Origin of the sequence: Campylobacter sp., from assembly GCF_052170435.1 — a bacterium.
Classification (GTDB): Bacteria; Campylobacterota; Campylobacteria; order Campylobacterales; family Campylobacteraceae; genus Campylobacter_A.
Genome location: NZ_JBQNAN010000006.1, coordinates 18,242 through 38,481 on the forward strand (window position 1 = coordinate 18,242; position 20,240 = coordinate 38,481).

The window sequence follows — 20,240 nt, forward strand, 5'->3', positions numbered from 1 at the left end:
TTTAAAAATCAAATCCGCCGCCGTCGCCTTTAGACATCGAGCTATATACGGCGTCTACGTAGTTTTTGCGGGTTTTGCACTCAAACATCGCCTCGCAGGCAAAGCACGAGTTTAGACCTTTTTCGCGCTGGCAAGCTTGTAAAATTTCTCTTTGGCGATCAAGCTCTAGCTCAAATTCGTCCTTTTGAGCTACGTCATGCTCCACGACATGCTCGCTCATTTCGCGCTTCCGTAAAATTTATGCAGTAAATTTATCTCGTCTTTGGAGCCAAAAAAGCAAGGCGTGGTTTGATGGATTTTTTCCACTTTCATATCAAAAAGCGTTGCCGAGTATCCGTCGCTAGTAGCGCCGCCTGCGCGCTCGTAGATGAAGGCAAACGGCAGCACCTCAAATAGCGCTCTTAGCTTGCCATTTGGCGCGTCGGTCGTGGCAGGATAGCTAAAAAGTCCGCCGCCTTTTAGTAAAATTTGATGCAGGTCGCTCACCATGGCGCCCGAGTATCTGAGGCGATATTCCTGCAAAAACAGCTCGCGGATAAATTTAGCGTGAGTTTCGCTCCAGCCTTTTTGCGTAGCGCCGGTGGCGTTTAGCTTGCCTTTTTGCGCGAGCGCTAGATTTTTGATAAATTTAAACTCGCCGTCCCTGCCCAGGCGGTAAAGCGCGGGAGCCGTCTCGCCCTCGCAAAGCACGAGCTCGAGGCGCGGGCCGTAAACGACGTAGGCAGCGGCTTTTAGATTTTGCGGAGTCAGCTCGTTTTCGTAAATGCCGAAAATCGAGCCGATGGAAAAATTTACGTCCACTAGGCTAGAGCCGTCTAGCGGATCGTAGGCGACGATAAATTTTGCATTCTCGTTTAGCGCCAGCATATCCTCTTTTTCTTCGCTAACGAGCGCTTTTACGCAGGCTAAATTTGCAAACTCGGCCGTGATGATCTCGTCGCTTCTCACGTCTAGTTTTAGCTGCGTGTCGCCCGTGGCGTTGGCGTGATCGGTGTAGCCTAAGTCAGCGTACTTTATCTCCTCGCCGATTTTTACGGCTATCTTTTTAATCGTTTCGAAAATTTCGTTCATTTTAAAACCTTTGCATTTTTTAGTATCCACTCGCAGATAGCCTGCGTATCGTCTAGATCGAAGTTTGGCTTATCGATCTCGTAGTCTTTTTTATAGCTTGCGATCGCGTTTGAAAAGCTAAGATAATCCTCGTTTATCTCATCCTTAAATACGCTAATGCGCGGCAGCGGCAGGGTTTTTAATCCCTCAACTAATAGCAAATCAAACTCGCCCGCCATCGCCACGACGTCGTCCACGCTCTTGCTCTCTTGCGAGAAAAAAGTCGTGCGCGTCGGGCTCATGACCGCTACCTCGGCGCCTATTTGGCTAAATTTATAGCTATCCTTGCCCTCGACGTCAAATCTCGCCTTGTCGCCCGGGTCGTGCTTGATGATCACGACTTTTAAGCCGTCATCGATAAATTTTTTAGCAACCTTTAAAATAAGCGTGGTTTTGCCGCTATTTGAAGGCCCTGAAAACGCCATCGCCGCTTTCTTCATTTTTCTCCGAATTTTTGAAATTTACGCGGATTATAGCAAATTTAGGCTTTTTAAAAGCAAAATTTATCTAAAATAAGGCCAAATTTAGCGAGGTTTTTAAAATGAAAAAGAGCGTATTTTTTTTAAGTTTTATTTTGGCGCTAGCCGGATGCGCGGATAAAAAATATATCCACGAACCGCTAAAAAACGAGCTTTTAGCCTACACGAGCAAGTCTGAGATCATAGATGCCGATACGAATATCCTAATCGTCGCGACCTATCTAAACCCGATCTATAGCGAGCTAATCGATGAGCAAAAAAGAGAGAAAATCGTCGTAGCCGTGCACCCCAAAGAAGCTAAAATTTTAGACGAGAGCTTCACGGCAAACGGCTCGCAGCGAGGCATCATGGTTAGACGCCTAGCCGCAGACGATCCGCTTTTAGAAAAAGTTAGCTTTGAGGTTCCGTGGGCGCAGTACTTTGAGGTTAGCACCCCGGAAATCTCAAACGACAAAATCAATCTTGATTTCGAAATTTATCCGTCAAAGAAGGCGTCTTTAAGCTTTCAAAAAGTGTCGAAATCGATGTACTGGAACGGACAATCCCTAGGTAAATAACATAGTTTGCGAGCACCTTTTTGCCGTAGTCGCGACTCTCGGCAAAGGGTACGAGCTCCATAGATAAAAACGGCTCATACTCGCCTTCGTTAAAAAGGTCGCCTCGCTGAAGCATTTTCTTAGTAAAGCCGATACCGCCGTTATACGCGTAAGCGACGAAAAGCGGGTGGTAGAGGTATTTCTCCAAATAATTTAGATGATGATCCGCAAATTTTAACGCAAGACGCGGGTCAAACATATCGTCCTGATCGAAATTCGGGATTTGCAGCTCTTTTTTGCCGATATGGTTAGCCAAAAACGGCATAAATTGCATCATACCAAGCGCATAAGAAGTCGAGATGACGGCCGGGATAAAGCGGCTCTCTTGTCTGCCGATCGCGTAAAGAAGAGCTTTTCTAGTCGCATTTACGTCCTCTAGCTCATCTACAAACGGCATGACGAAGTAACTATCCTTGTAGCCGCTTGCTTTTTCCATTAGGTAGGCATAGTGCCCAAGCGTCTCCTTGGTGTTAAAAGTTTCGGAGTGCTTTGCGGCATCCTGCGCGCTCATCTCTTTTATCATTTTAAAGGTTTTTTGCCACAAAAACGGGTCTTTTATGTCATAATCGGCTACCTTTTCTTTCGTAGGCGTCGGCGAGACGATGTTTACGGCCGGACTTGTGCCGGTTAGCTCGTTTGCGTAGAGAGTGTAGATATTTACGTCGCGGCTTTGATTTAGCTTCTCAAGATAGCTTCTGTCACGACTTAGCAGATATAGCCAAAATACGGCATTGTCCTTACGATCTTGCCTCTCAAAGGCCGCCTCGGCTCTAGTAAAAAACCTAGCCGCGTCTTTTGGAGAATTTAACAAAACCGCATTAATGCCGAGCATAAAGGCATCCTTGCCGGCAAGCTCGGTTTCTTTTATCGCGAGAAAATTTTGCCTAAATTTGGCTAATTTCTTATCGATTATCAAATCGTTTGCTAGAGCATGAAACTCCTTTTTCGTCGCGAGCAAATTTATAAAATTTGCGTCAAATGCCTTGTCAAATTTGTCCTTATGTGAGGACTGGTTAAAATAAACCAAAAATGCGTCGGTGTCGTTAAATTTGGCAAATTCATCCTCTGGATGCTTCTCGTTTAGCGAGCTCAAGCGGCGGTAAAGAAGCGGATCGGAGTCTTTAAATTTATCCGCCAGCTTTTGTCTCGTCTCCTTCTTTAGCTTCATCATAAAAGGCACTCTAAGGCGCTGTTTTTGACAGGTTACGTTTGCGTCCAGGATATTTTTCGCGCTTACGCCGTCGCAGTTTCCTTTGACTCTTTTTGGCGGCAAAATCTCAACCAGTTTCTTTGCTAGCACGCCAGCTCGGCGAAAGACGTCTTTGTTTAAAATTTGCGCCTGCTCCTTAGTGTAGTCGCCTTCGGTTAAAAGGCGGTAAAAGTAGTAATCCTTAGCAAGCCCCTTAGGCTCGTCTTTTATCTCCTCAAAACTCTTAACTCCGCCAAACGCCGCCGCCGCAAAAATCGCGGGCAGGATAAATTTAAGCAGCGTACGCAAACATGAGCCTTACGAAAAATCTATCTATAAACTGAAGCGACAAAAGCACGATAATAGGCGCTATATCTATACCGCCAAAAACCGTCGGTATCACGCGGCGGATAGCGCCGTAAACGGGCTCGGTGAGGCGGTAGAGTAGCTGCACGATAGGATTATAGAGATCGGGGCGCACCCAGCTTATGATCGCCGCGCCTATGATGATCCACGTGTAGGCGCTGATAACGATATGCAGGATACTGCCGACTGCTTCTAAAAATACCGAAAATATCATCGTAAAATTTCCTTTAGATACGGTTTGATGAGCGGATATAGCTCGCTAAGCTCAGGGCCGTGCTCGGCGCCCGTTAGCAAAATCCTAAGCGGCATAAAAAAGCCTTTGCCCTTTAGTCCCGTGGCATCCATGAGAGCCTTTTTTAGCTCGTTAAATTCGCCAAATTCGCTCAAATTTAACGAAGTTGCGGCGGCTTTTATAGCCTCGCAACCCGCCTTAAACTCATCCGGGATAAATTTGGTCGCAAAAATCGCATCGACCTTGGCTTTTATCTCGGTTAGCAGGCTGCTTTCTTGCGTGTAAAATCTAGCAAGCGGGGCAAATTCGGGCTTTATGCCCATTAGCGCGGCTAGTCTTGCATCGCTTGCTCTTTTGATGTGTTCGCGGTTGATGTATTCTAGCTGCTTGACGTCAAATTTAGCCGGAGACGCCGAAACCTTCGAGATATCAAACCACTGCGCGGCTTCTTCTATCGTAAAGATTTCAACCGGCGCCTTGTAGCCTAGCGAGACGATGTAGTTTGCGATGGCTTCGGGCATAAAGCCTTGCGAGAGCAGCCATTTTACGCTACTTTCGTTCTCGCGTTTGCTCATTTTTTTGCCCTCGACGTTTAGGATGATAGGCAGGTGGGCGTAGTTTATCTTTTGCGTATAGCCTAGGCCTTCGCGGATGAGGTCTTGTTTTGGCGTGTTACTGACGTGATCCTCTCCGCGGATGACGAAGGTGACGCCCTCTAGCATATCATCGACCGCGCAGGCGAAGTTATAAGTCGGCGTAAAATCAGCCCGCATAATCACAAAGCTATCGACGTTTTCAGGCTCAAAGCTTATCTCGCCCTTTATAGCGTCTTTAAATTTCATCGTGTCTAACGGCTTTTTCATGCGCACGACGAAAGGTTTTTGGTTATTTAGCACTTCATTGTCGCTTAGATGCTCGCACGTCCCGTCGTAGCGGTAGGCTTCGCCTCTAGCCTTGGCGGCTTCTTTTTTAGCCTCCAGCTCGCTTTCGGTGCAAAAGCACGAAAACGCCTTTTTATCTATCAAAAGCTTTGCCGCAAATTCGCGGTGAAATTTCAAATTTTTACTTTGATAATAAAGCGTGTCCCATTTTATACCGAAAAGCTCTAAAATTTCTAAAATTTCCTTGTCTTTTCCGGGGATATTGCGCTCCTTGTCGGTATCCTCGATACGGATGATAAAGCCGCTTTTATCCTGGAGCGAACAGACGTAGTTTAGGATCGCAACCCTTAAATTTCCCAGATGCATATCGCCTGTCGGCGACGGCGCAAAACGATACATTTTTGTTTCCTTATTGATTTTTAGGGGCGATTATAGCATTTTAAGCATTTAACTTGGCTTTTTTATCTTTTGTGAAGCTAAAATAAATATAATTGATACCTAATTTTAAAATGCAAAGGAAAAACATGAGTTTCGTTAAGGAATTTAAAGAATTTGCAATGCGCGGCAACGTCATCGACATGGCCGTGGGCGTCGTGATCGGAGGGGCTTTCGGCAAGATCGTTAGCTCGCTGGTCGGCGACGTGATCATGCCTATCGTGGGCGTACTAACCGGCGGCGTAAATTTTACGGATTTAAAATTTACGCTAAAAGACGCGGTCGGCGATACGGCTGCCGTAACCGTAAACTACGGCTCGTTTATACAAACGATGGTCGATTTTACGATTATCGCGTTTTGTATTTTCTGCGTCGTTAAGGCTATAAATTCGCTCAAAAAACCAAAAGTCGAGGAACCAAAAGCCCAGGAGCCTGCGCCGGTACCTGAGGACGTCGCGCTTCTAACCGAGATCAGAGATCTTTTAAAAAATAAATAAGAACGGCAAATGCTAGAGCAAATCCCGTTTTTTCAGGGGCTAAACGAGGCCGAGTTAAAAAGGCTAGAAGATATCAGCATCCTAAAAAAGTATAAAAAGGGCGAGTTTTTATTTATGGAGGGCGAGGAGTCAAAGTGGCTCCACCTCCTCATAAAAGGCTCTCTCAAGCTCTATAAAATCGGCCCTAAAGGCAAAGAGATTTTTATGCATCAATTTAACGGGATTAGCTTCGTAGCCGAGCTTGCCAACTTTGAAAATATCAAATTTCCGGCGACGGCGATATTTTTAACCGGCGGCGAGGTGCTAAAAATCGACTACGATAAATTTTACGCCGAGTTTTTATCAAACCCGCGTGTCTCGCTGCAAATCATAAAATCGCTCTCGCAAAAGCTAAAAATCGCAAGCGAGCTGATACACCAAGAACTCGTGCTAAACTCCGAGGCCAAGGTCGCGAGATTTCTCGTTAACCACGCCGACCTTTTTAACGAGCTAAAACACATCAAAATAGCCTCCATCCTAAACATCACTCCAGAGACGTTTTCAAGGATTTTAGCGAAATTTAAAACCCAAAATTTGATCGAACTAGACGCAAATAATAAAATCGTAAATATCGCTACAAGCGAACTTTCGGAGATGTTTGAGGGATAAACTCGGCTTGCCGATTTCATAAATTTAACTCAAATTTTACTTCGCGACTAATCCGCTAGAATTTTAGAAATTTGATCAAATTTGACGGCATTTAACCCCGAATTTAAACGCGGAATTTTAATTTTTCTTCTTTTGCGCAGCCTCGGTATCTGCTAGCGAAGTGATTTCGTATTTTTGATCGATGTAGCCCATTTCTAGTAGCTTATTAAAGATTTTAGCCGTTAGAGGCCCGGCAGCTAGACCGCCGTGTCCGCCGTGCTCTATGATAACGGTAACGGCATATCTAGGCTCCTCGTAAGGTCCATAGGTCGTGACCCATGCGTGCGAGCGGCGCAGATACTCCATATCCTCTTCTTTCATACGCTTTTTTTCGGCCTGCGAGATGCCCACGACCTGCGCGGTACCAGTTTTTGCCGCTAGCGTGAGTTTTGCCTCTTTAAAATATTTATGCGCGGTGCCTTTTTTATGATTTACGACCTCATACATCGCCTTTTGGATGTACGGCAGCTGCTTTTTCTCAAACGGCGTGAGGATATCGTCGGTTGGCTCAAATTTAACCTCCTCGCCGTTTACGCTGCGTAAAAAATGCGGGACGATATTTTTCCCCGTCGCTAGGATGCCCGTATAGCGCACCACCTGCATCGGCGTCACGAGGAAGTTGCCCTGCCCGATCGAGGTGATCAGCGTCTCGCCCTGATACCACGGCTGAGCGTATTTTTGCATCTTCCACTCGCGTCCGGGCACGATACCGACAAATTCGTTAGGCAGATCCACTCCGCTTTTCTGCCCGAAACCCAGCCGCTCTAAAACCGGCGAAACGGCGTCTATACCGACTTTTAAACTGCCTTTATAAAAATAATCGTCGCAGCTCTCTCGGATGGCCGAGTTCATATCCATAAAACCGTGTCCGTAGACGTTCCAGCAACGAAAATTTCGCCCTCCGAGCTCAAACGAACCCGAGCAAAAATACCCATCGGAGCGGTTCATCTTACCGGTGTCTAAAAACGCCATCGCCACGCCCATTTTTATAACCGAGCCCGGCGGATAAAGGCCGTTTACGAGTTTATTTGTAAAGGGATGATCGATACTTTTAACGAGCTCGTCCCACTTAGCCTGCGATAACCCCGTAACAAAGGGGTTTAGATCATACTCGGGGAAGCTGCCCGCAGCCAGTATCGAGCCGTCTCTCACGTCCATCACGATGATAACGCCCGCGTTATCGCCGAAAATTTCCTCGATGTATTTTTGCATTTCAAGGTCGATCGTGAGCGAGATGTCAGAACTTTGCGGATAGCTCACCGAGATCTCCTCGACCTCCTGATTTAGCGCATTTACTTTTACCTTTCGCACGCCCTCTTGCCCCTGCAAGACGGAGTTATAAAAGCGCTCCGTGCCGCTTCTGCCCGTGTGATTGGTTAGCTTTGCGACGGGATCGGACTCGACGTCTTGCTGGTTTGCACGGCCGACGTAGCCGATGATGTGAGAGGCTAGGTTATTGTAGGGATAGTGGCGCTTGGAGGCCGGTTTGACCTCTAAATTTTCTCGCAGCGAGAGCTCGGCTATACGCGGTATCATCTTGTCATAATCCATAAAATCGATAATCTGAATAAAATCTTGGTTATAAGGGGAGTCGGCTTTGACGTATTCTCGCTTTAGTTTCGTGACGTTTAAGTCCTCGAATAAATTTTGCAAATTTACAAGCTCGGCGTCTAAAATTTCCGCTCTCTTGCCGCTTAGATGCGGCTTTAGCGCGACGGAAAAGCCGAGGCGATTTACCGCCATCGGACGACCTTTAGCGTCTAAAATAAGTCCACGCACGGGAGCTAGATACTGTGTTTTTACAGCATTTTGCTCGGCAATCTCCTCGTAAAAGTCGTTTGATTTGACGCTGAGATAATAAACGCGCACTAGCAAAAGCACCCAGACGCTAAATATGATGCCAAACACTATACGCATCCTCATAAGCGCCCCCTAAACAAAACTACCGCTAAAACGGACTCCACGCCGACGTAGATCAGGTATTCGTAGTCAAATTTTAGCATCGGCAAATTTGCCGCGTAAGAGATAAAAGAGCTAGTAGCACAAGTCCAAACATAACCGCTAGCGACGAATCCGACCGCCAAAAGCTCTCTTGATTTTAGCGTAACGATGAGCCAGTCGGACATAAAATGATAAAAAAGCATAAACGCGATCACTGCCGAAAACAGCGCAAACCCGTGCGCCTGCTCGGCAAAAGTAAGGTAAAATAGACAAAAATACCACTCCTTGCCAAACTCCTTAAGCGTCTTTTGTTTTTGCAAGATTAGCGTGATCATATAAGTAAAAAATATCCCGATAAGAGGCGGCAGATACGTAAATACGGTCGTTATGCTCTGATAAAAAACAAGAAAAACAACCCAAGCAAGCTGCTTTAAAAATCGCTTCTCCGCGCCAAGTCTTCGCATCGCCGCACTCGTTCGCATCGTTATAGGTTTTTAGCTAAATTTACAAATTTAGCCTTGGAGTCGCTTAAATTTGTAAATTTGGCTAGAAAATTTGATGGTAAAAATGCCAAAATTTGCCTGCGGCTTTTTGATTTCATTACAGCCCCAGCGCGTTTAGATATATAAGCTCGTTTGCCTTTTCTACGCCCGTTTTTTTAAGCGCTGAGACAAAATGCGCGCCCGGATAGACCTTTAAAACTGCGCTTTTTTGGCTTTGATTTAGCTTGTCTGATTTTGTGAGGAAATTTAAAATCTTTTGATCGGGGCGCAGGAAGCTTTGCAAATAGTCGTTTACGTCTCCATCTATTTGCATATCAAATTGGCGCGAGTCAATGAGATGCACGAAAAGCTTGATGTTGGCTCTAAATTTTAGATATTCGTCGAGGTTTTTTCTCCACTGCGCGTGCATACTTTTGGCAACTTTGGCGTATCCAAAGCCCGGCAGATCGACGAAGGTCAAATTTGCCCTCTCCTCGCTTGGTTCGCCTTGCTCGTTTTTAATACCGCGTGCATACTCGACCTCAAAAAAATTTATGAGGCGCGTTTTGCCCGGCGTCGAGCTGCTTTTGGCTAGTCCTTTTTGATTAACCAGGGCGTTTATGAGGCTACTTTTACCGACGTTTGAGCGCCCCAAAAACGCCACTTCGCTCGAATTCGCAGGCGGAGCCAGCGAGATGTCGGGCGCCGAAACGAGAAATTTTGCGTTTAAAACGCGGATCACTTTTTGTCCTCGACCTGGAATATAAATTTAACCGGCTCTTTTTTGCCGCTGTTTACGTTATACGTTCCGCTATTTTGATTGACGGTGATCTTTTCGCCGTAGACTTTTTTATCGGTTTCTATCTCGTGTAAAAATCCGTTGCCGTTTATCGTATATAAATTCGGCGCAGGCTCGTAAATAAGCTCACTGCCGCTACCGTCGTATGTTTTATTTTTGATAAATACTCTAAATTTGGCGTTGCCTGAGGCTACGTATTTGGTTGGATTTTTCTTGGAATCAAAATAAATAATAACCTTGTCCGCCGTTAGTACATCTTTACCTTTGGTTATTTTTACTTTGCCGCTAAATTCGCCTATAAATTTACTCTCGTCGGCAAAAAAATTATCGGCGTTAACCTCTACTTGCTCAGCAAACAGCGACAAAAAGCAAAATACCAGCAGAGTTCCTATCGCCTTTCTTGCTCTATCCATCCTTGAAATCCTTTTATTTTAGTTGTTTTTAAATTTAAATCATAAATTAAACTATTACCGGTAATTTTATCCCCATTTTGAGTCATAACGAACGGGGTGTTACTGATGGCTATTTTTTTCTTTATATCATAAGTGGCTTCATTAGACATAAATTTAAGATTTTCGTTGTTTATATATCTAACATTATTTTTAAATTTTAATAAATCTTCTTGATAAATCGCCTCATCTGAACTGATATTGTGCTCCTTGTCGCCCCTTATCGCCACGCCTTTAAATTTTAAACACTCATCTCTATCTTTATATCTATTGCACGTATCGGCTTCATACCTGGCGTTTACTGCAGTGGCGTTGATCTCGTAGTCTGTGACTGTGTTCATCTGCATACTTGCGCTCACCTCGCCGCCGCTTAAAAGATCGCTATAATAAGGCTCCTCAATCGCCAAATAAACCATCGCCACGCTAAAAATGCTGACGACTAGGTAAAAAATCCTTATAACCAACGTTTAGCCCACTCTTGCATTAGGCCCTCGCTGCGGATAAGTATCTCTATCATCTCGCGCACCGCGCTGTTGCCGCCTTTGTAGTTAAGCTTCGTTCTTACTTCAAGCTCTTTGATCGCGTTTTTGGGCTTAAAGCTCCATCCGACGCTTTTTAGCAGCTTGTAGTCGTTATAATCATCGCCTATAGCTGCAGCGTTTTCAAAGCCCAACCCTTCAAATTCTAGTATCTTTTTTGCGACTTCAAGCTTATCGCTAACGCCTTGATAGACGTGCGTTATCTTTAGATCCTGCGCCCTTTTTTCGACGATAGGCGAGCTTCTGCCCGTGATGATCGCGACTTTTTTCCCGAGCTTTAGCCAGCTCTCGATAGCGTATCCGTCCTTGACGTCAAAAAATTTAAGCTCGTCGCCGTTTGGGCTATAGACGATCTTGCCGTCGGTTAGGCATCCGTCGACGTCTAAAAATATAATCTCTATCATATCACGCCTTTCGTGCTAGGTACGCCGACTCTAGCATTTTTAGCTAGAGCTCTTCTTAGCGCGACGGCACAGGCTTTAAAGCTAGCCTCCAAAATATGATGGGAGTTTCGTCCGCGGATTTTAGCGATATGTAGCGTGATTGCGGCATTAAATGCTAGAGCCTGGAAAAACTCATTCGCTAGCTCTATATCAAATTCGCCAACTTTACCCTCGCTTATACTTTCATATACCAAAAACGGGCGATTTGAGAGGTCAAGGGCACAGTTTACCGCTGCCTCATCCATAACCACCGTTGCTTCGCCAAATCTCTCGACTCCGCTAATCGGATAAATTTTCTCGCGCAAAGCCTGCCCGATAACGATACCCACGTCCTCTACGCTATGATGAAAATCCACGTGCAAATCGCCCTTACAAACAAGCTTCATATCAAAAAGCGCGTGCTTACAAAAGGCCTCGAGCATATGATCGAAAAATCCTATCCCCGTGTTTATCTCGGCTTTACCGCTACCGTAAATTTCAAGCTCTAGGCTAATATCCGTCTCTTTTGTCTTTCTTTGCATTTTATTCCCTCACGAAAAATGCGCCAGAGATGTGCCCTGCGCTTATGAAGTCTTTTGCTTCCTCTTCGCTCCTAAAGCCGCTTATAAATACTCTGTAAATTTTACCGCCGTCAAGCTCATAGGACTTTATAACGGTATCATAAGCGCCGTTGCCGTATTGTCCCGCATGCTGCTGCTTAAAGGCATTTGCGCCGCTTAAATTTTTAAATGCGCCGATTTGCACCATGAAAATACCGCCAACAAAAGTTTGTTGCTGCTGTTGTTGCGGCTGCGTTTTGGTCTGAGCGCTCGGTTTTTGCGAGCTAGATTGTTTTGAGCTAGGCTGCGAGGATGCTACGGCCGCGCTACCTACGTTGCCGTTAAAGCCGACAACCTCTAGCAAAACGGGTGCCGTACCGGCGTTAAATATGTCAAGCTTTACCGCTCCTGTTTTTGACAAATCTATCACGCGCCCAGCCACAAAAGGACCTCGATCATTAATGCGCACGATGATATTTTTGCCGTTTTTTATATTTGTCACGCGCACCATCGTATTCATCGGCAGAGTCTTATGCGCCGCCGTCATAGCATGCATATCGTAAGTCTCGCCGTTTGACGTCTTTTTGCCGTGAAAATCAGGACCGTACCAGCTAGCTATACCGCTAGCCCTATCGCCGACCTTTACGACCGTCGGATAGTATGTTTTTCCGTTTATGGTGTAAGGGCGCATAGTTGCTTCATGCATGCCCTTTGAACTGTTTATCTTACCGCTCTTTTTCGTGCCACCACTACCGGTAATCCCACCGGAAGGCGAGGTCAAAAACGAGCAACCGCTCATAAAAAATACAAAAAATAGACTAAAAAATATAAATTTAGCCCTACTCGGTTGCGGCAAGTTTGGCTCCGATCGAGCTGTTTGAGCTCATAAGCGTATTGGCTTCTTTTAGATCCTCAAGCGCTACGTCAAATTTCTGCGAAACTTCTCCGAGCGTATCGCCGCTTTTTACCATATACTCAGCTAGATAGTTGACGTTTTGCTCGCTTGGTATGACTAGCTTTTGGTTAGGCTTGATCTCGTTTGAGGCAAGGTCGTTGTACTCTTTTATGATTTTATGATTTACGCCTGTTTTTTGCGCTATAGTTAGTAGAGTATCATTCTCTTTAGCGGTGTAAATTTCAAATTTTCTATTTTGCGCTACTTCGAAATTATCGCTAAACATTTTCTTTTTGTTTAATGGAATATAAAGATAATAAGGTTTTTCCGTAGGCGGAGTATAGACGAATTTTAGGTGCATATTGTATTCTTTCATCTTTTTTAGACTAAGACCTATGCTGTCTCCTACCTCCATCAGCGTTGTCCCGCCCGGGACGTCTATCTTTGATAGTTCTATGCCTTTCGTTCCACTTAAGGCCTGCGTTTTAGCCAGCAAATTTTCCTGCTCTTTAGCTATGTGTGCTATAGTTAAAATTTTCTTTACGAATCTTTTCGTCTCTTTTGGGATGTAGCTTTTTTTATCGTCTAGTAGCGTTGCTAGATCGGTAGTTCCGGCCTTTCTGATGCCCTCTCTTAGCCTTGCTTCGCCGCAGTTATAGGCCATCATCGCAAGATACCACTTGCCAAAGTCGTTTTTTAGGCTTTGTAGATATTTTGTAGCCGCAGCGGTAGCTGCCATCGGGTCTTTTCGCTCGTCGGTATACTTATCTACTCTAAGGCCGTAAAGCTTCGCCGTAGACTCCATAAACTGCCAAATTCCAATGGCTTTTTTACTGGAAACTATGTTGTTTGAAAACCCGGACTCAGTCATAGCAAGATACAAAAACGACTCCGGTATACCTGAGTCTTTTATGATCTTTTGAAGCATCGGGATGTGTTTGTAGCCGTTTTTGACGGTGTCGGTAAACTCTTTTCTCTTACCGTCCTTGATGGAATTTTTTATAGAAGCGTAGTGAGAGCTTTGTAAAAATTTAGCATCTATGTCGAATTCTTTTAATATCATCTTTTGGGTTTGCTCTGCGTCGTTGCTAGCCGCGGTCGCAAAAAGCCACCCCGTACATGCTAGACACAGCATTATTACTCTAAAGATTTTCATTTTTCTCCTTGATTACGTGTTAAATTTCATAAAGATTTTCTTCGCGTTTTTCGTTGTTATTTCCATTACCTCTTCTTCTTTTAAATTTAAAATCTCAGCCATCTTTGTCGCGACAAAGCGCGTAAAGGCAGGCTCGTTTCTACGCCCCCTAAAGGGCTCGGGCGTCAGATACGGCGCATCGGTTTCAAGTAGCAACCTATCTCGCGGAATTTGAGGCAAAATTTGAACCAAATTTTTTGCGTTTTTAAAGGTTAAAACTCCGCCGATACCGAAGTAAAACTCGCCCATCTTTGCAAGCTCTAAAAGCAAAGGCGAGGCGTTATAGCAGTGCAAAACCGCTCCGACTAACCTGCTTGCATACTCTTTTAAGATATTAAAACTATCTTCGTTTGCATCTCTAATATGCAAAATGACCGGCAAATTTAACTCTACCGCCATATCAAGCTGCGCTCTAAACACGCGCTTTTGTTCCGCTTTTTCAAGCTCTTTTTCATTTTCGTCCTTAGGCAAGCGGAAGTAATCAAGCCCGCACTCGCCCACAGCAACGCACTTTTCGTCTTTTGCAAATTTATAAAGCGCACCCTTGTCAAATCCATCCTTATCATATGGATGAACTCCGACAGCAAAAAATACATTTTCAAATTCGCGGGTTATTTTAGCCGCTTTTGGTAAATCATTAATATCAGCACCCGGTATTAGCACTCCGCCGACACCGTTTTCTCGGGCATTCGCGATAACTTTTGCGAGATCGTTATCAAAGCTTTCATCGTCCAAATGACAGTGAGTGTCTATTATCATCAGGCTATTTCTACCCTATTTCGCCCGTTTTCTTTTGCTCTATAAAGAGCCTCGTCGGCAAGCTCCAAAAGCTCGTCCAACCTATAATCGCTCCTGCTAAAGGCCACTCCGATAGAGACGGTAAATTTTATCTGCTCTTTTTTTAGTCGCACTTTGCAGTTTGCGATGCTAGCCCTTAAATTTACGAAAAATTTAACCGCCTCTTCATTTGAGACGTTTTTTAGTACGATACAAAATTCTTCCCCGCCGAATCTCGCTACCAAATCGCCTTTTTTGGTTTCGTCGATAAGCTTTTTAGCTAGCGTCTTTAACGCCTTATCGCCGCCGTCGTGGCCGTAAGTATCGTTTATATGTTTAAAATGATCGATATCTAGCATCGCCACCGCATAAGGCTCGGCGTGTTCCTCAGCGTAGGCTACGTACTCGTTCATATCGTCGTAAAAATACCTTCTATTATAAACGCCCGTCAGGAAGTCTTTATTGGCAAAATCAGCGATTTGATTTATATTTTCCATCGCTTCGATTAGATTATTTACCCTGCAAATAAGCTCCTCTTTTACAAAAGGTTTAGCTATAAAATCATTCGCTCCGTTTTTCAAAAATATCGCGCCGTTTACGTTTTCGCTCGGACTCGTCATCATTAAAACGCCGATTTGATTTTTATCGCCCGCTGCTCTTATCTCTTTTAGCACCTCAAGGCCGTCTTTTACGGGCATCCTATAGTCGCAAACGACAAGCTTCATGTCGGGGTTATCGGCGAAATAACTCATCGCCTCCTCGCCGTGAGCGGCTGTAAATATCTGAAACTGAAGGCTAGTTAGGATTTTTTTAAGATTATTTCTAAAAGGCGCCGAATCCTCGACGACCATAACTTTATATTGCCTATTTTTACTGAGGCGGTTTATGATCTTAAATATATAATTTATATCGTCCATATTGCCTTTATAGACGTAGTCCACGATGTCTTTATGGATAAAGCTCTCTCTAGTAGCATCATCCATGCTGCCCGTTAGCACGATACTAGGCAGTCCTTTTGAGATGACGTAGTCCACGATTTCGCCGTTTGGAGCATCGGGTAAATTTAGATCAAGTAGCGCGATAAAATACTCTTTCGGATCGCTTAAAAAAGCTTGCGCTTCAGCCATAGTGTACGCTACGTCGATCTCCATCTCGACCTTATCTTCCATCTTTTTGGCGATCAGTCTAGCCAGCGCTTTATTATCTTCTACGATTAAAATTTTATTTTTTTCCATCTATTCTCGTTAAAAAATTTTTTTCAAATATACCATTACTTTTCTTTTTTCAACCTAAATTTTAAGCCAAACTTAAACAACCAAAAGCTGGCGGGCGAAATTTATCGCTTCCTCAGTTATACGTTCGCCGCTTATCATACGAGCCAGCTCGCTTACGCGCTCCTCGTTTTTTAGCTCCCTTACGTTCGAGGTTTCGCCGCGCTTTTCGACTAGAAAATGCGAATCGGCCTTGGAGCTTAGCTGCGGCTGATGCGAGATAGCAAAAATTTGATAAAATTTGGCCAAATTTAGCAGCACGTTTGCGATACTCATCGCCTCTTTTCCGCTTAGATTCGCGTCTATTTCATCTAGGATTATGACGCCCTCGCCGCCTCCGCTGATCTTGCTTTCGCTCGCGATAAAAGCTAACCTTAAGCGGTTTAGCTCGCCCGAGCTTAGATTTTTTAGCGCCGTCTCGTTTAGGCTCAAATTTACCTCGTCCCTGCCGGCGGCGTCTAGGGTTTTGCTATTTATCTTTAATGAAATCTCGCTCATATAAAGCTCTTTTAGAAACGAATTTATGAGCGCTTCAAGCTCCTTTAAATTTGCCGCGCGAGCCTGGCTGATTTTATCCGCTAGCGCGTTTACCGCGGCTTCATTTTGCTTAAATTTACGCTCCAGTTCGCTCTTTTCGAAGCTTATATTTTCGTATCTTGCAAGCTCCGCTTTGCGCGTTTTTAGCATCTGCAAAGCCTCCTCCTCGCCGCCGTAACGACGCACGAGCGAGTTTATTGCCTCGATGCGATCTAGCACGCCCTCGATATCCACGTCTTCTAGCTCGTCCATGTTTAGATTTTCGCGCGCCACTCGCAACTCGTTCATCGCTTCCTCAAAAAAGCTACTATCTATATCGCTGATGTTTAGCGCGTCCGTCACGGCCTGCTCGAAATTAAAAATTTGCTCCGCCCTATTCCACGCTTCTAAAATTTTATCCTTTTTACTCAGGCGCTTTTTTAGCTCCATTAGCTCGTCAAATTCGCCGATCTTCGGACTTACGCTTTCTATTTTATTGATTTCAAAAGAGGCAAATTCCTTTAGCTCCTCCACTCTTTTTTCTTCGTCGATTATTTTTTTCAGCTCGCGCGAGATCTGGCTAAATTCCTCAAATTTGAGCCTAAATTCGCTCAAAATTTCGTTAAATTTAGCGTCTTTTTTCGCTTGCAAGCTATCTAGCAAATTTAAAAATCTCTCGTTTTCAAATTCGTTTATTTCCTTTGCGGACAGGTATTTGACGTGCTCTTTGGCGATGCTAGCGAGATTTTTTTTAGAAACGGCTTGCGAGTTTATAAAGTAGCGCGTCGTTTTGTCGCGAAAAAGCTTAAAGGTATTTATCTCCTCGCTCTCAAGACCGAATTCCTCAAGGTTAAATTTATGCGAGACGTCGGCCTCGATGAGCTTTGCCTCGCTATCCTTTAGCCCCAAAACCGCCATTATCGAGCCCATCAGGACCGATTTGCCCGCGCCGCTCACGCCCGTAAATACGCTAAGTCCGCGCCCGAAATTTAACTCGACGTTTTCAAAACTCAAATTTTGCTTTATCAAAATCCGCTCAATCATTATAACCCCAATGCAGCTTTTCTTTTAAAATTTGAAAATAATCTCTCCCGACGTGGCGGATTAGCCGCGCCGTGTTCGCGCTTAGCGTCATGCTCACGCTCTCAAACTCACTCATCTTATACCTATCTTGCCCGTCGATAACCAGCACCGCCGAGCTTGCGGTTTTAAATTTGATCTCAAATCCGCGCGGAAGCACGACGGGGCGCTGCGTGAGCGAGTGCGAGCAAACAGGCGTAACCAAAAACACCTCGCTTAAAGGATAGGTTATCGCCCCGCCCGCGCTCATGTTGTATCCGGTTGAGCCCACGGGCGTAGAGACGATGACGCCGTCGCCAAAATACGCGTTAAAGTATTTTTCGTTCCAAAAAGCCTCCACGTGCGTCATAGAGCCAACTTTTTCTCCCACGATTACCGCGTCGTTAAATGCGATTTTGCGTAAAATTTCCCTGCTTTTTTTGTGCAAAAAAACGTCAAGCATAAAAGGGGTCTCGACTTCAAATTTTCCCTCGAAAAACTCGGCGAAAAATTTCTCGCATTCATTCATCGTGATATCGGTTAAAAACCCCAGCCTGCCCGCGTGGATGCCTAGCACGAAGGGCGAAATCTCGGCTGCGTTTCTACAAAGCGAGATGATCGTGCCGTCGCCTCCGAGCGAGATCAAAAAATCGCACTCCGTAGCCAGCTCACGCACCTCAAATCCTTGCAAATTTGAGCCCTCTTTTAAATTGAGATGTTTAGCCACCGCGTTTTCAAACAAAATTTGAACGCCGTACCCAGCCAAAATCTCGCGCAAGATTCGCGCGTTTTTAACTAAATTTGCATTGATTTTTGCGACTAGGCCGACTTTTTTTACCTTAGCCGGAAGTAATAAATTCTCTTTTTTCATAGAGCGGATTTTATCACATTTTGTTTTAAAAAAGCTGGGAAAAAGCAAATTTCTAGTATAATGGGCGCGTTAAAAACAGCAAAAGGAGTGAAAATGCGTAGCCATTACTGCACTGATTTAAGCAGTGCCGACATAGGCAAAGAAGTTACGCTTTGCGGTTGGGTAAATACCTACCGCGACCACGGCGGCGTTATATTTTTAGACCTGCGCGATCGCACGGGGCTGATCCAGATCGTCTGCGACCCTGCAGATAGCAAGAGCTCTCACGAGGCGGCATCGCACGTTCGCGACGAGTACGTTCTAAGGATAAAAGGCAAGGTCCGCGCTCGCGGCGAAGGCCTAGTAAATCCGCGCCTAAAAACGGGCGAGATCGAAGTAGTCGCAAACGAAGTGATCGTCGAAAACCCGAGCGAGACGCTACCTTTCGTCATCGGCGACGAGAGCGTAAACGAGGACATCAGACTAAAATACAGATTTTTGGACCTTAGAAACGAAAAACTTCAAAATATCTTTAAAATGCGCTCAAAAGCAGCGATCGCAGCTAGAAACAGCCTAGATAAAATGGGCTTTATCGAGTTTGAAACGCCGATTTTAACGCGCGCGACGCCGGAGGGCGCCAGAGACTATCTAGTGCCTAGCCGCGTATATCCGGGCCAGTTTTACGCCCTGCCGCAAAGCCCGCAGCTTTTTAAACAGCTTTTGATGTGCTCCGGCTTTGATAAATATTTCCAGATCGCAAAATGCTTCCGCGACGAGGACTTACGCGCCGATAGACAGCCTGAATTTACGCAGATAGATATCGAGATGAGCTTCATCGAGCAAGAAGATATCCTAAATATGGCCGAAAATATGCTAAAAGACGTCTTTGCCGCATGCGGATATGATATCCAAATCCCTTTCCGCCGCATGAGCTACAAAGAGGCGACCGAGACCTACGGCAGCGACAAGCCGGACCTACGCTACGACCTAAAGATGATCGACGTTATCGACATTTTCGCGCGCTCTAGCAATGAAATCTTTAGCAAAATCGCAACCGAACCTAAGAAAAACCGCATCAAAGCGCTAAAAGTGCCAAACGGCGATAATATCTTTAGTAAGCGCGAGATGAACCGCTTTGAGGAATTCGTCCGCAAATTCGGCGCTCAAGGCCTTGGCTACTTCCAGATGAAAGAGGACGGGCTAAAAGGACCGCTTTGCAAATTTTTCGAGCAAAGCGATCTTGACGAGATCGTAGAGCGCTGCGAGCTAAAAGTCGGCGACGTCGTATTTTTCGGCGCCGGCAAGAAAAAAGTCGTACTTGACTACATGGGTCGATTTAGGATTTTCCTCGCCGAGCAAATGGGTATCATCGACCAAAACAAAATGGAGTTTTTATGGGTGCTCGACTTCCCGATGTTCGAGCAAAACGACGACGGCAGCTACTCAGCTATGCACCATCCGTTTACCATGCCTAAAAACATCGACGAGGCCGATCTCGAGGACATCCTTTCGGTCGCTCACGACGTCGTGCTTAACGGCTATGAGCTTGGCGGCGGCAGCGTGAGAATACACAAAAACGATATTCAGCAAAAGGTATTTAAGTTGCTAGGTATCGACGAGGCCGAGCAACGCGAGAAATTCGGCTTCTTGCTCGATGCATTAAGCTTCGGCGCGCCTCCGCACGGCGGTATCGCGATCGGCTTTGATAGGCTAAATATGCTAGTAAATAAAACCGGCTCGATCCGCGACGTTATCGCCTTCCCTAAAACCCAGCGCGCTCAGTGCCCGCTAACGAAAGCGCCAAGCGAAGCTAGCGGCGAGCAGTTGAGGGAATTAGGGCTAAGGCTGCGAGAAAAAGAAAAATAAACTATAAAGCGTCGTCTCGTGAGCGTCTTTAAATGAGTTTGAAAATTTTGAGGCAGCGGCAGACTGCTTGTCTAGCCTTGCCCAAAATTTTCCGCACAACATTTAAATACGCCTCACGATACTTCGATTTACGCATTGCTAAAATTT

At 45.2% G+C, this 20,240-nt stretch carries 23 protein-coding genes; 4 read left to right on the plus strand and 19 right to left on the minus strand.

The window, feature by feature from the left end; genetic code table 11:
* Window position 1 precedes the first annotated feature (1 nt).
* From ACTTJF_RS03750 to mobB, 3 genes are read right to left on the minus strand one after another with little or no spacing between them, the layout of a single operon-like run.
* On the minus strand, window positions 2–220 hold the full coding sequence (locus ACTTJF_RS03750) for a hypothetical protein (protein WP_297967569.1): 219 nt from the start codon (window positions 218–220) through the stop codon (window positions 2–4).
* On the minus strand, window positions 217–1,071 hold the full coding sequence (locus ACTTJF_RS03755) for a class 1 fructose-bisphosphatase (RefSeq protein ID WP_442550826.1): 855 nt from the start codon (window positions 1,069–1,071) through the stop codon (window positions 217–219). Before ACTTJF_RS03755 ends, ACTTJF_RS03750 begins: the two co-directional genes overlap by 4 nt.
* Entirely contained in the window at window positions 1,068–1,550 is a 483-nt protein-coding gene (gene mobB, locus ACTTJF_RS03760; protein WP_298085573.1) for a molybdopterin-guanine dinucleotide biosynthesis protein B, read from the minus strand. The genes ACTTJF_RS03755 and mobB overlap by 4 nt, the downstream gene beginning before the upstream one ends.
* A gap of 101 nt (window positions 1,551–1,651) precedes the next feature.
* Between mobB and ACTTJF_RS03765 the strand changes: the two genes are divergently transcribed.
* A complete protein-coding gene (locus tag ACTTJF_RS03765) occupies window positions 1,652–2,146 on the plus strand; it encodes a membrane lipoprotein lipid attachment site-containing protein (protein WP_442550827.1) in 495 nt (164 codons plus the stop codon).
* Here the strand turns inward: ACTTJF_RS03765 and ACTTJF_RS03770 are convergent.
* Genes ACTTJF_RS03770 through gltX form a run of 3 tightly spaced genes read right to left on the minus strand, consistent with a single transcriptional unit; the run spans window position 2,046 to window position 5,252 of the window.
* Entirely contained in the window at window positions 2,046–3,683 is a 1,638-nt protein-coding gene (locus tag ACTTJF_RS03770) for a lytic transglycosylase domain-containing protein (RefSeq protein WP_442550828.1), read from the minus strand. The two genes, ACTTJF_RS03765 and ACTTJF_RS03770, sit on opposite strands and share 101 nt — an antisense overlap.
* Entirely contained in the window at window positions 3,667–3,954 is a 288-nt protein-coding gene (locus ACTTJF_RS03775; RefSeq protein ID WP_442550829.1) for a YggT family protein, read from the minus strand. The genes ACTTJF_RS03770 and ACTTJF_RS03775 overlap by 17 nt, the downstream gene beginning before the upstream one ends.
* Window positions 3,951–5,252: a glutamate--tRNA ligase gene (gene gltX / locus ACTTJF_RS03780; protein WP_442550830.1), complete on the minus strand. Its 1,302-nt coding sequence runs from the start codon at window positions 5,250–5,252 to the stop codon at window positions 3,951–3,953. Before gltX ends, ACTTJF_RS03775 begins: the two co-directional genes overlap by 4 nt.
* 125 nt (window positions 5,253–5,377) lie before the next feature.
* Here gltX and mscL point away from each other — a divergent pair, with 125 nt between their 5' ends.
* Window positions 5,378–5,785 carry a large-conductance mechanosensitive channel protein MscL gene (gene mscL, locus ACTTJF_RS03785; protein WP_442550831.1) on the plus strand — a complete coding sequence of 136 codons (408 nt, stop codon included), beginning with the start codon at window positions 5,378–5,380 and terminating at the stop codon, window positions 5,783–5,785.
* Window positions 5,786–5,794: 9 nt separating this feature from the next.
* Window positions 5,795–6,433, plus strand: a complete 639-nt coding sequence (locus ACTTJF_RS03790; protein ID WP_304345661.1) for a Crp/Fnr family transcriptional regulator — start codon at window positions 5,795–5,797, stop codon at window positions 6,431–6,433.
* 117 nt (window positions 6,434–6,550) lie between these two features.
* Here the strand turns inward: ACTTJF_RS03790 and mrdA are convergent, their stop codons facing one another.
* The 13 genes from mrdA to ACTTJF_RS03855 form a co-directional block, all read right to left on the minus strand.
* On the minus strand, window positions 6,551–8,395 hold the full coding sequence (gene mrdA, locus ACTTJF_RS03795; protein ID WP_442550832.1) for a penicillin-binding protein 2: 1,845 nt from the start codon (window positions 8,393–8,395) through the stop codon (window positions 6,551–6,553).
* Complete coding sequence (locus tag ACTTJF_RS03800; protein WP_442550833.1) at window positions 8,392–8,877, minus strand: hypothetical protein; 486 nt, start codon at window positions 8,875–8,877, stop codon at window positions 8,392–8,394. The genes mrdA and ACTTJF_RS03800 overlap by 4 nt, the downstream gene beginning before the upstream one ends.
* A 136-nt stretch (window positions 8,878–9,013) precedes the next feature.
* Window positions 9,014–9,637 (minus strand): ribosome biogenesis GTP-binding protein YihA/YsxC, encoded by a 624-nt coding sequence (gene yihA, locus ACTTJF_RS03805; protein WP_442550834.1) that lies wholly within the window; start codon window positions 9,635–9,637, stop codon window positions 9,014–9,016.
* Complete coding sequence (gene lptA, locus ACTTJF_RS03810) at window positions 9,634–10,107, minus strand: lipopolysaccharide transport periplasmic protein LptA (RefSeq protein ID WP_442550835.1); 474 nt, start codon at window positions 10,105–10,107, stop codon at window positions 9,634–9,636. Before lptA ends, yihA begins: the two co-directional genes overlap by 4 nt.
* Window positions 10,083–10,607 carry an LPS export ABC transporter periplasmic protein LptC gene (lptC, locus tag ACTTJF_RS03815; RefSeq protein ID WP_442550836.1) on the minus strand — a complete coding sequence of 175 codons (525 nt, stop codon included), beginning with the start codon at window positions 10,605–10,607 and terminating at the stop codon, window positions 10,083–10,085. The genes lptA and lptC overlap by 25 nt, the downstream gene beginning before the upstream one ends.
* Window positions 10,598–11,086, minus strand: coding sequence for a KdsC family phosphatase (locus ACTTJF_RS03820; RefSeq protein ID WP_442550837.1), 489 nt, complete (start codon window positions 11,084–11,086; stop codon window positions 10,598–10,600). Before ACTTJF_RS03820 ends, lptC begins: the two co-directional genes overlap by 10 nt.
* Window positions 11,083–11,646, minus strand: coding sequence for an imidazoleglycerol-phosphate dehydratase HisB (gene hisB, locus ACTTJF_RS03825; RefSeq protein ID WP_442550838.1), 564 nt, complete (start codon window positions 11,644–11,646; stop codon window positions 11,083–11,085). The genes ACTTJF_RS03820 and hisB overlap by 4 nt, the downstream gene beginning before the upstream one ends.
* A gap of 1 nt (window position 11,647) precedes the next feature.
* On the minus strand, window positions 11,648–12,463 hold the full coding sequence (locus ACTTJF_RS03830; protein ID WP_442550839.1) for a septal ring lytic transglycosylase RlpA family protein: 816 nt from the start codon (window positions 12,461–12,463) through the stop codon (window positions 11,648–11,650).
* Window positions 12,464–12,503: 40 nt separating this feature from the next.
* Entirely contained in the window at window positions 12,504–13,715 is a 1,212-nt protein-coding gene (locus ACTTJF_RS03835) for a transglycosylase SLT domain-containing protein (RefSeq protein ID WP_442550840.1), read from the minus strand.
* Window positions 13,716–13,727: 12 nt separating this feature from the next.
* Window positions 13,728–14,513, minus strand: a complete 786-nt coding sequence (locus tag ACTTJF_RS03840) for a TatD family hydrolase (RefSeq protein WP_442550841.1) — start codon at window positions 14,511–14,513, stop codon at window positions 13,728–13,730.
* Window positions 14,513–15,766, minus strand: a complete 1,254-nt coding sequence (locus ACTTJF_RS03845; protein ID WP_442550842.1) for a GGDEF domain-containing response regulator — start codon at window positions 15,764–15,766, stop codon at window positions 14,513–14,515. Before ACTTJF_RS03845 ends, ACTTJF_RS03840 begins: the two co-directional genes overlap by 1 nt.
* 72 nt (window positions 15,767–15,838) lie before the next feature.
* Window positions 15,839–17,362 (minus strand): AAA family ATPase, encoded by a 1,524-nt coding sequence (locus tag ACTTJF_RS03850; protein WP_442550843.1) that lies wholly within the window; start codon window positions 17,360–17,362, stop codon window positions 15,839–15,841.
* The gene (locus ACTTJF_RS03855; protein WP_442550844.1) at window positions 17,355–18,248 is read right to left on the minus strand and encodes an NAD(+) kinase; all 894 of its coding nucleotides are present in this window, start codon (window positions 18,246–18,248) and stop codon (window positions 17,355–17,357) included. The genes ACTTJF_RS03850 and ACTTJF_RS03855 overlap by 8 nt, the downstream gene beginning before the upstream one ends.
* A 93-nt stretch (window positions 18,249–18,341) precedes the next feature.
* Between ACTTJF_RS03855 and aspS the strand changes: the two genes are divergently transcribed.
* The gene (gene aspS / locus ACTTJF_RS03860) at window positions 18,342–20,093 is read left to right on the plus strand and encodes an aspartate--tRNA ligase (RefSeq protein WP_442550845.1); all 1,752 of its coding nucleotides are present in this window, start codon (window positions 18,342–18,344) and stop codon (window positions 20,091–20,093) included.
* Window positions 20,094–20,240: the final 147 nt, after the last annotated feature.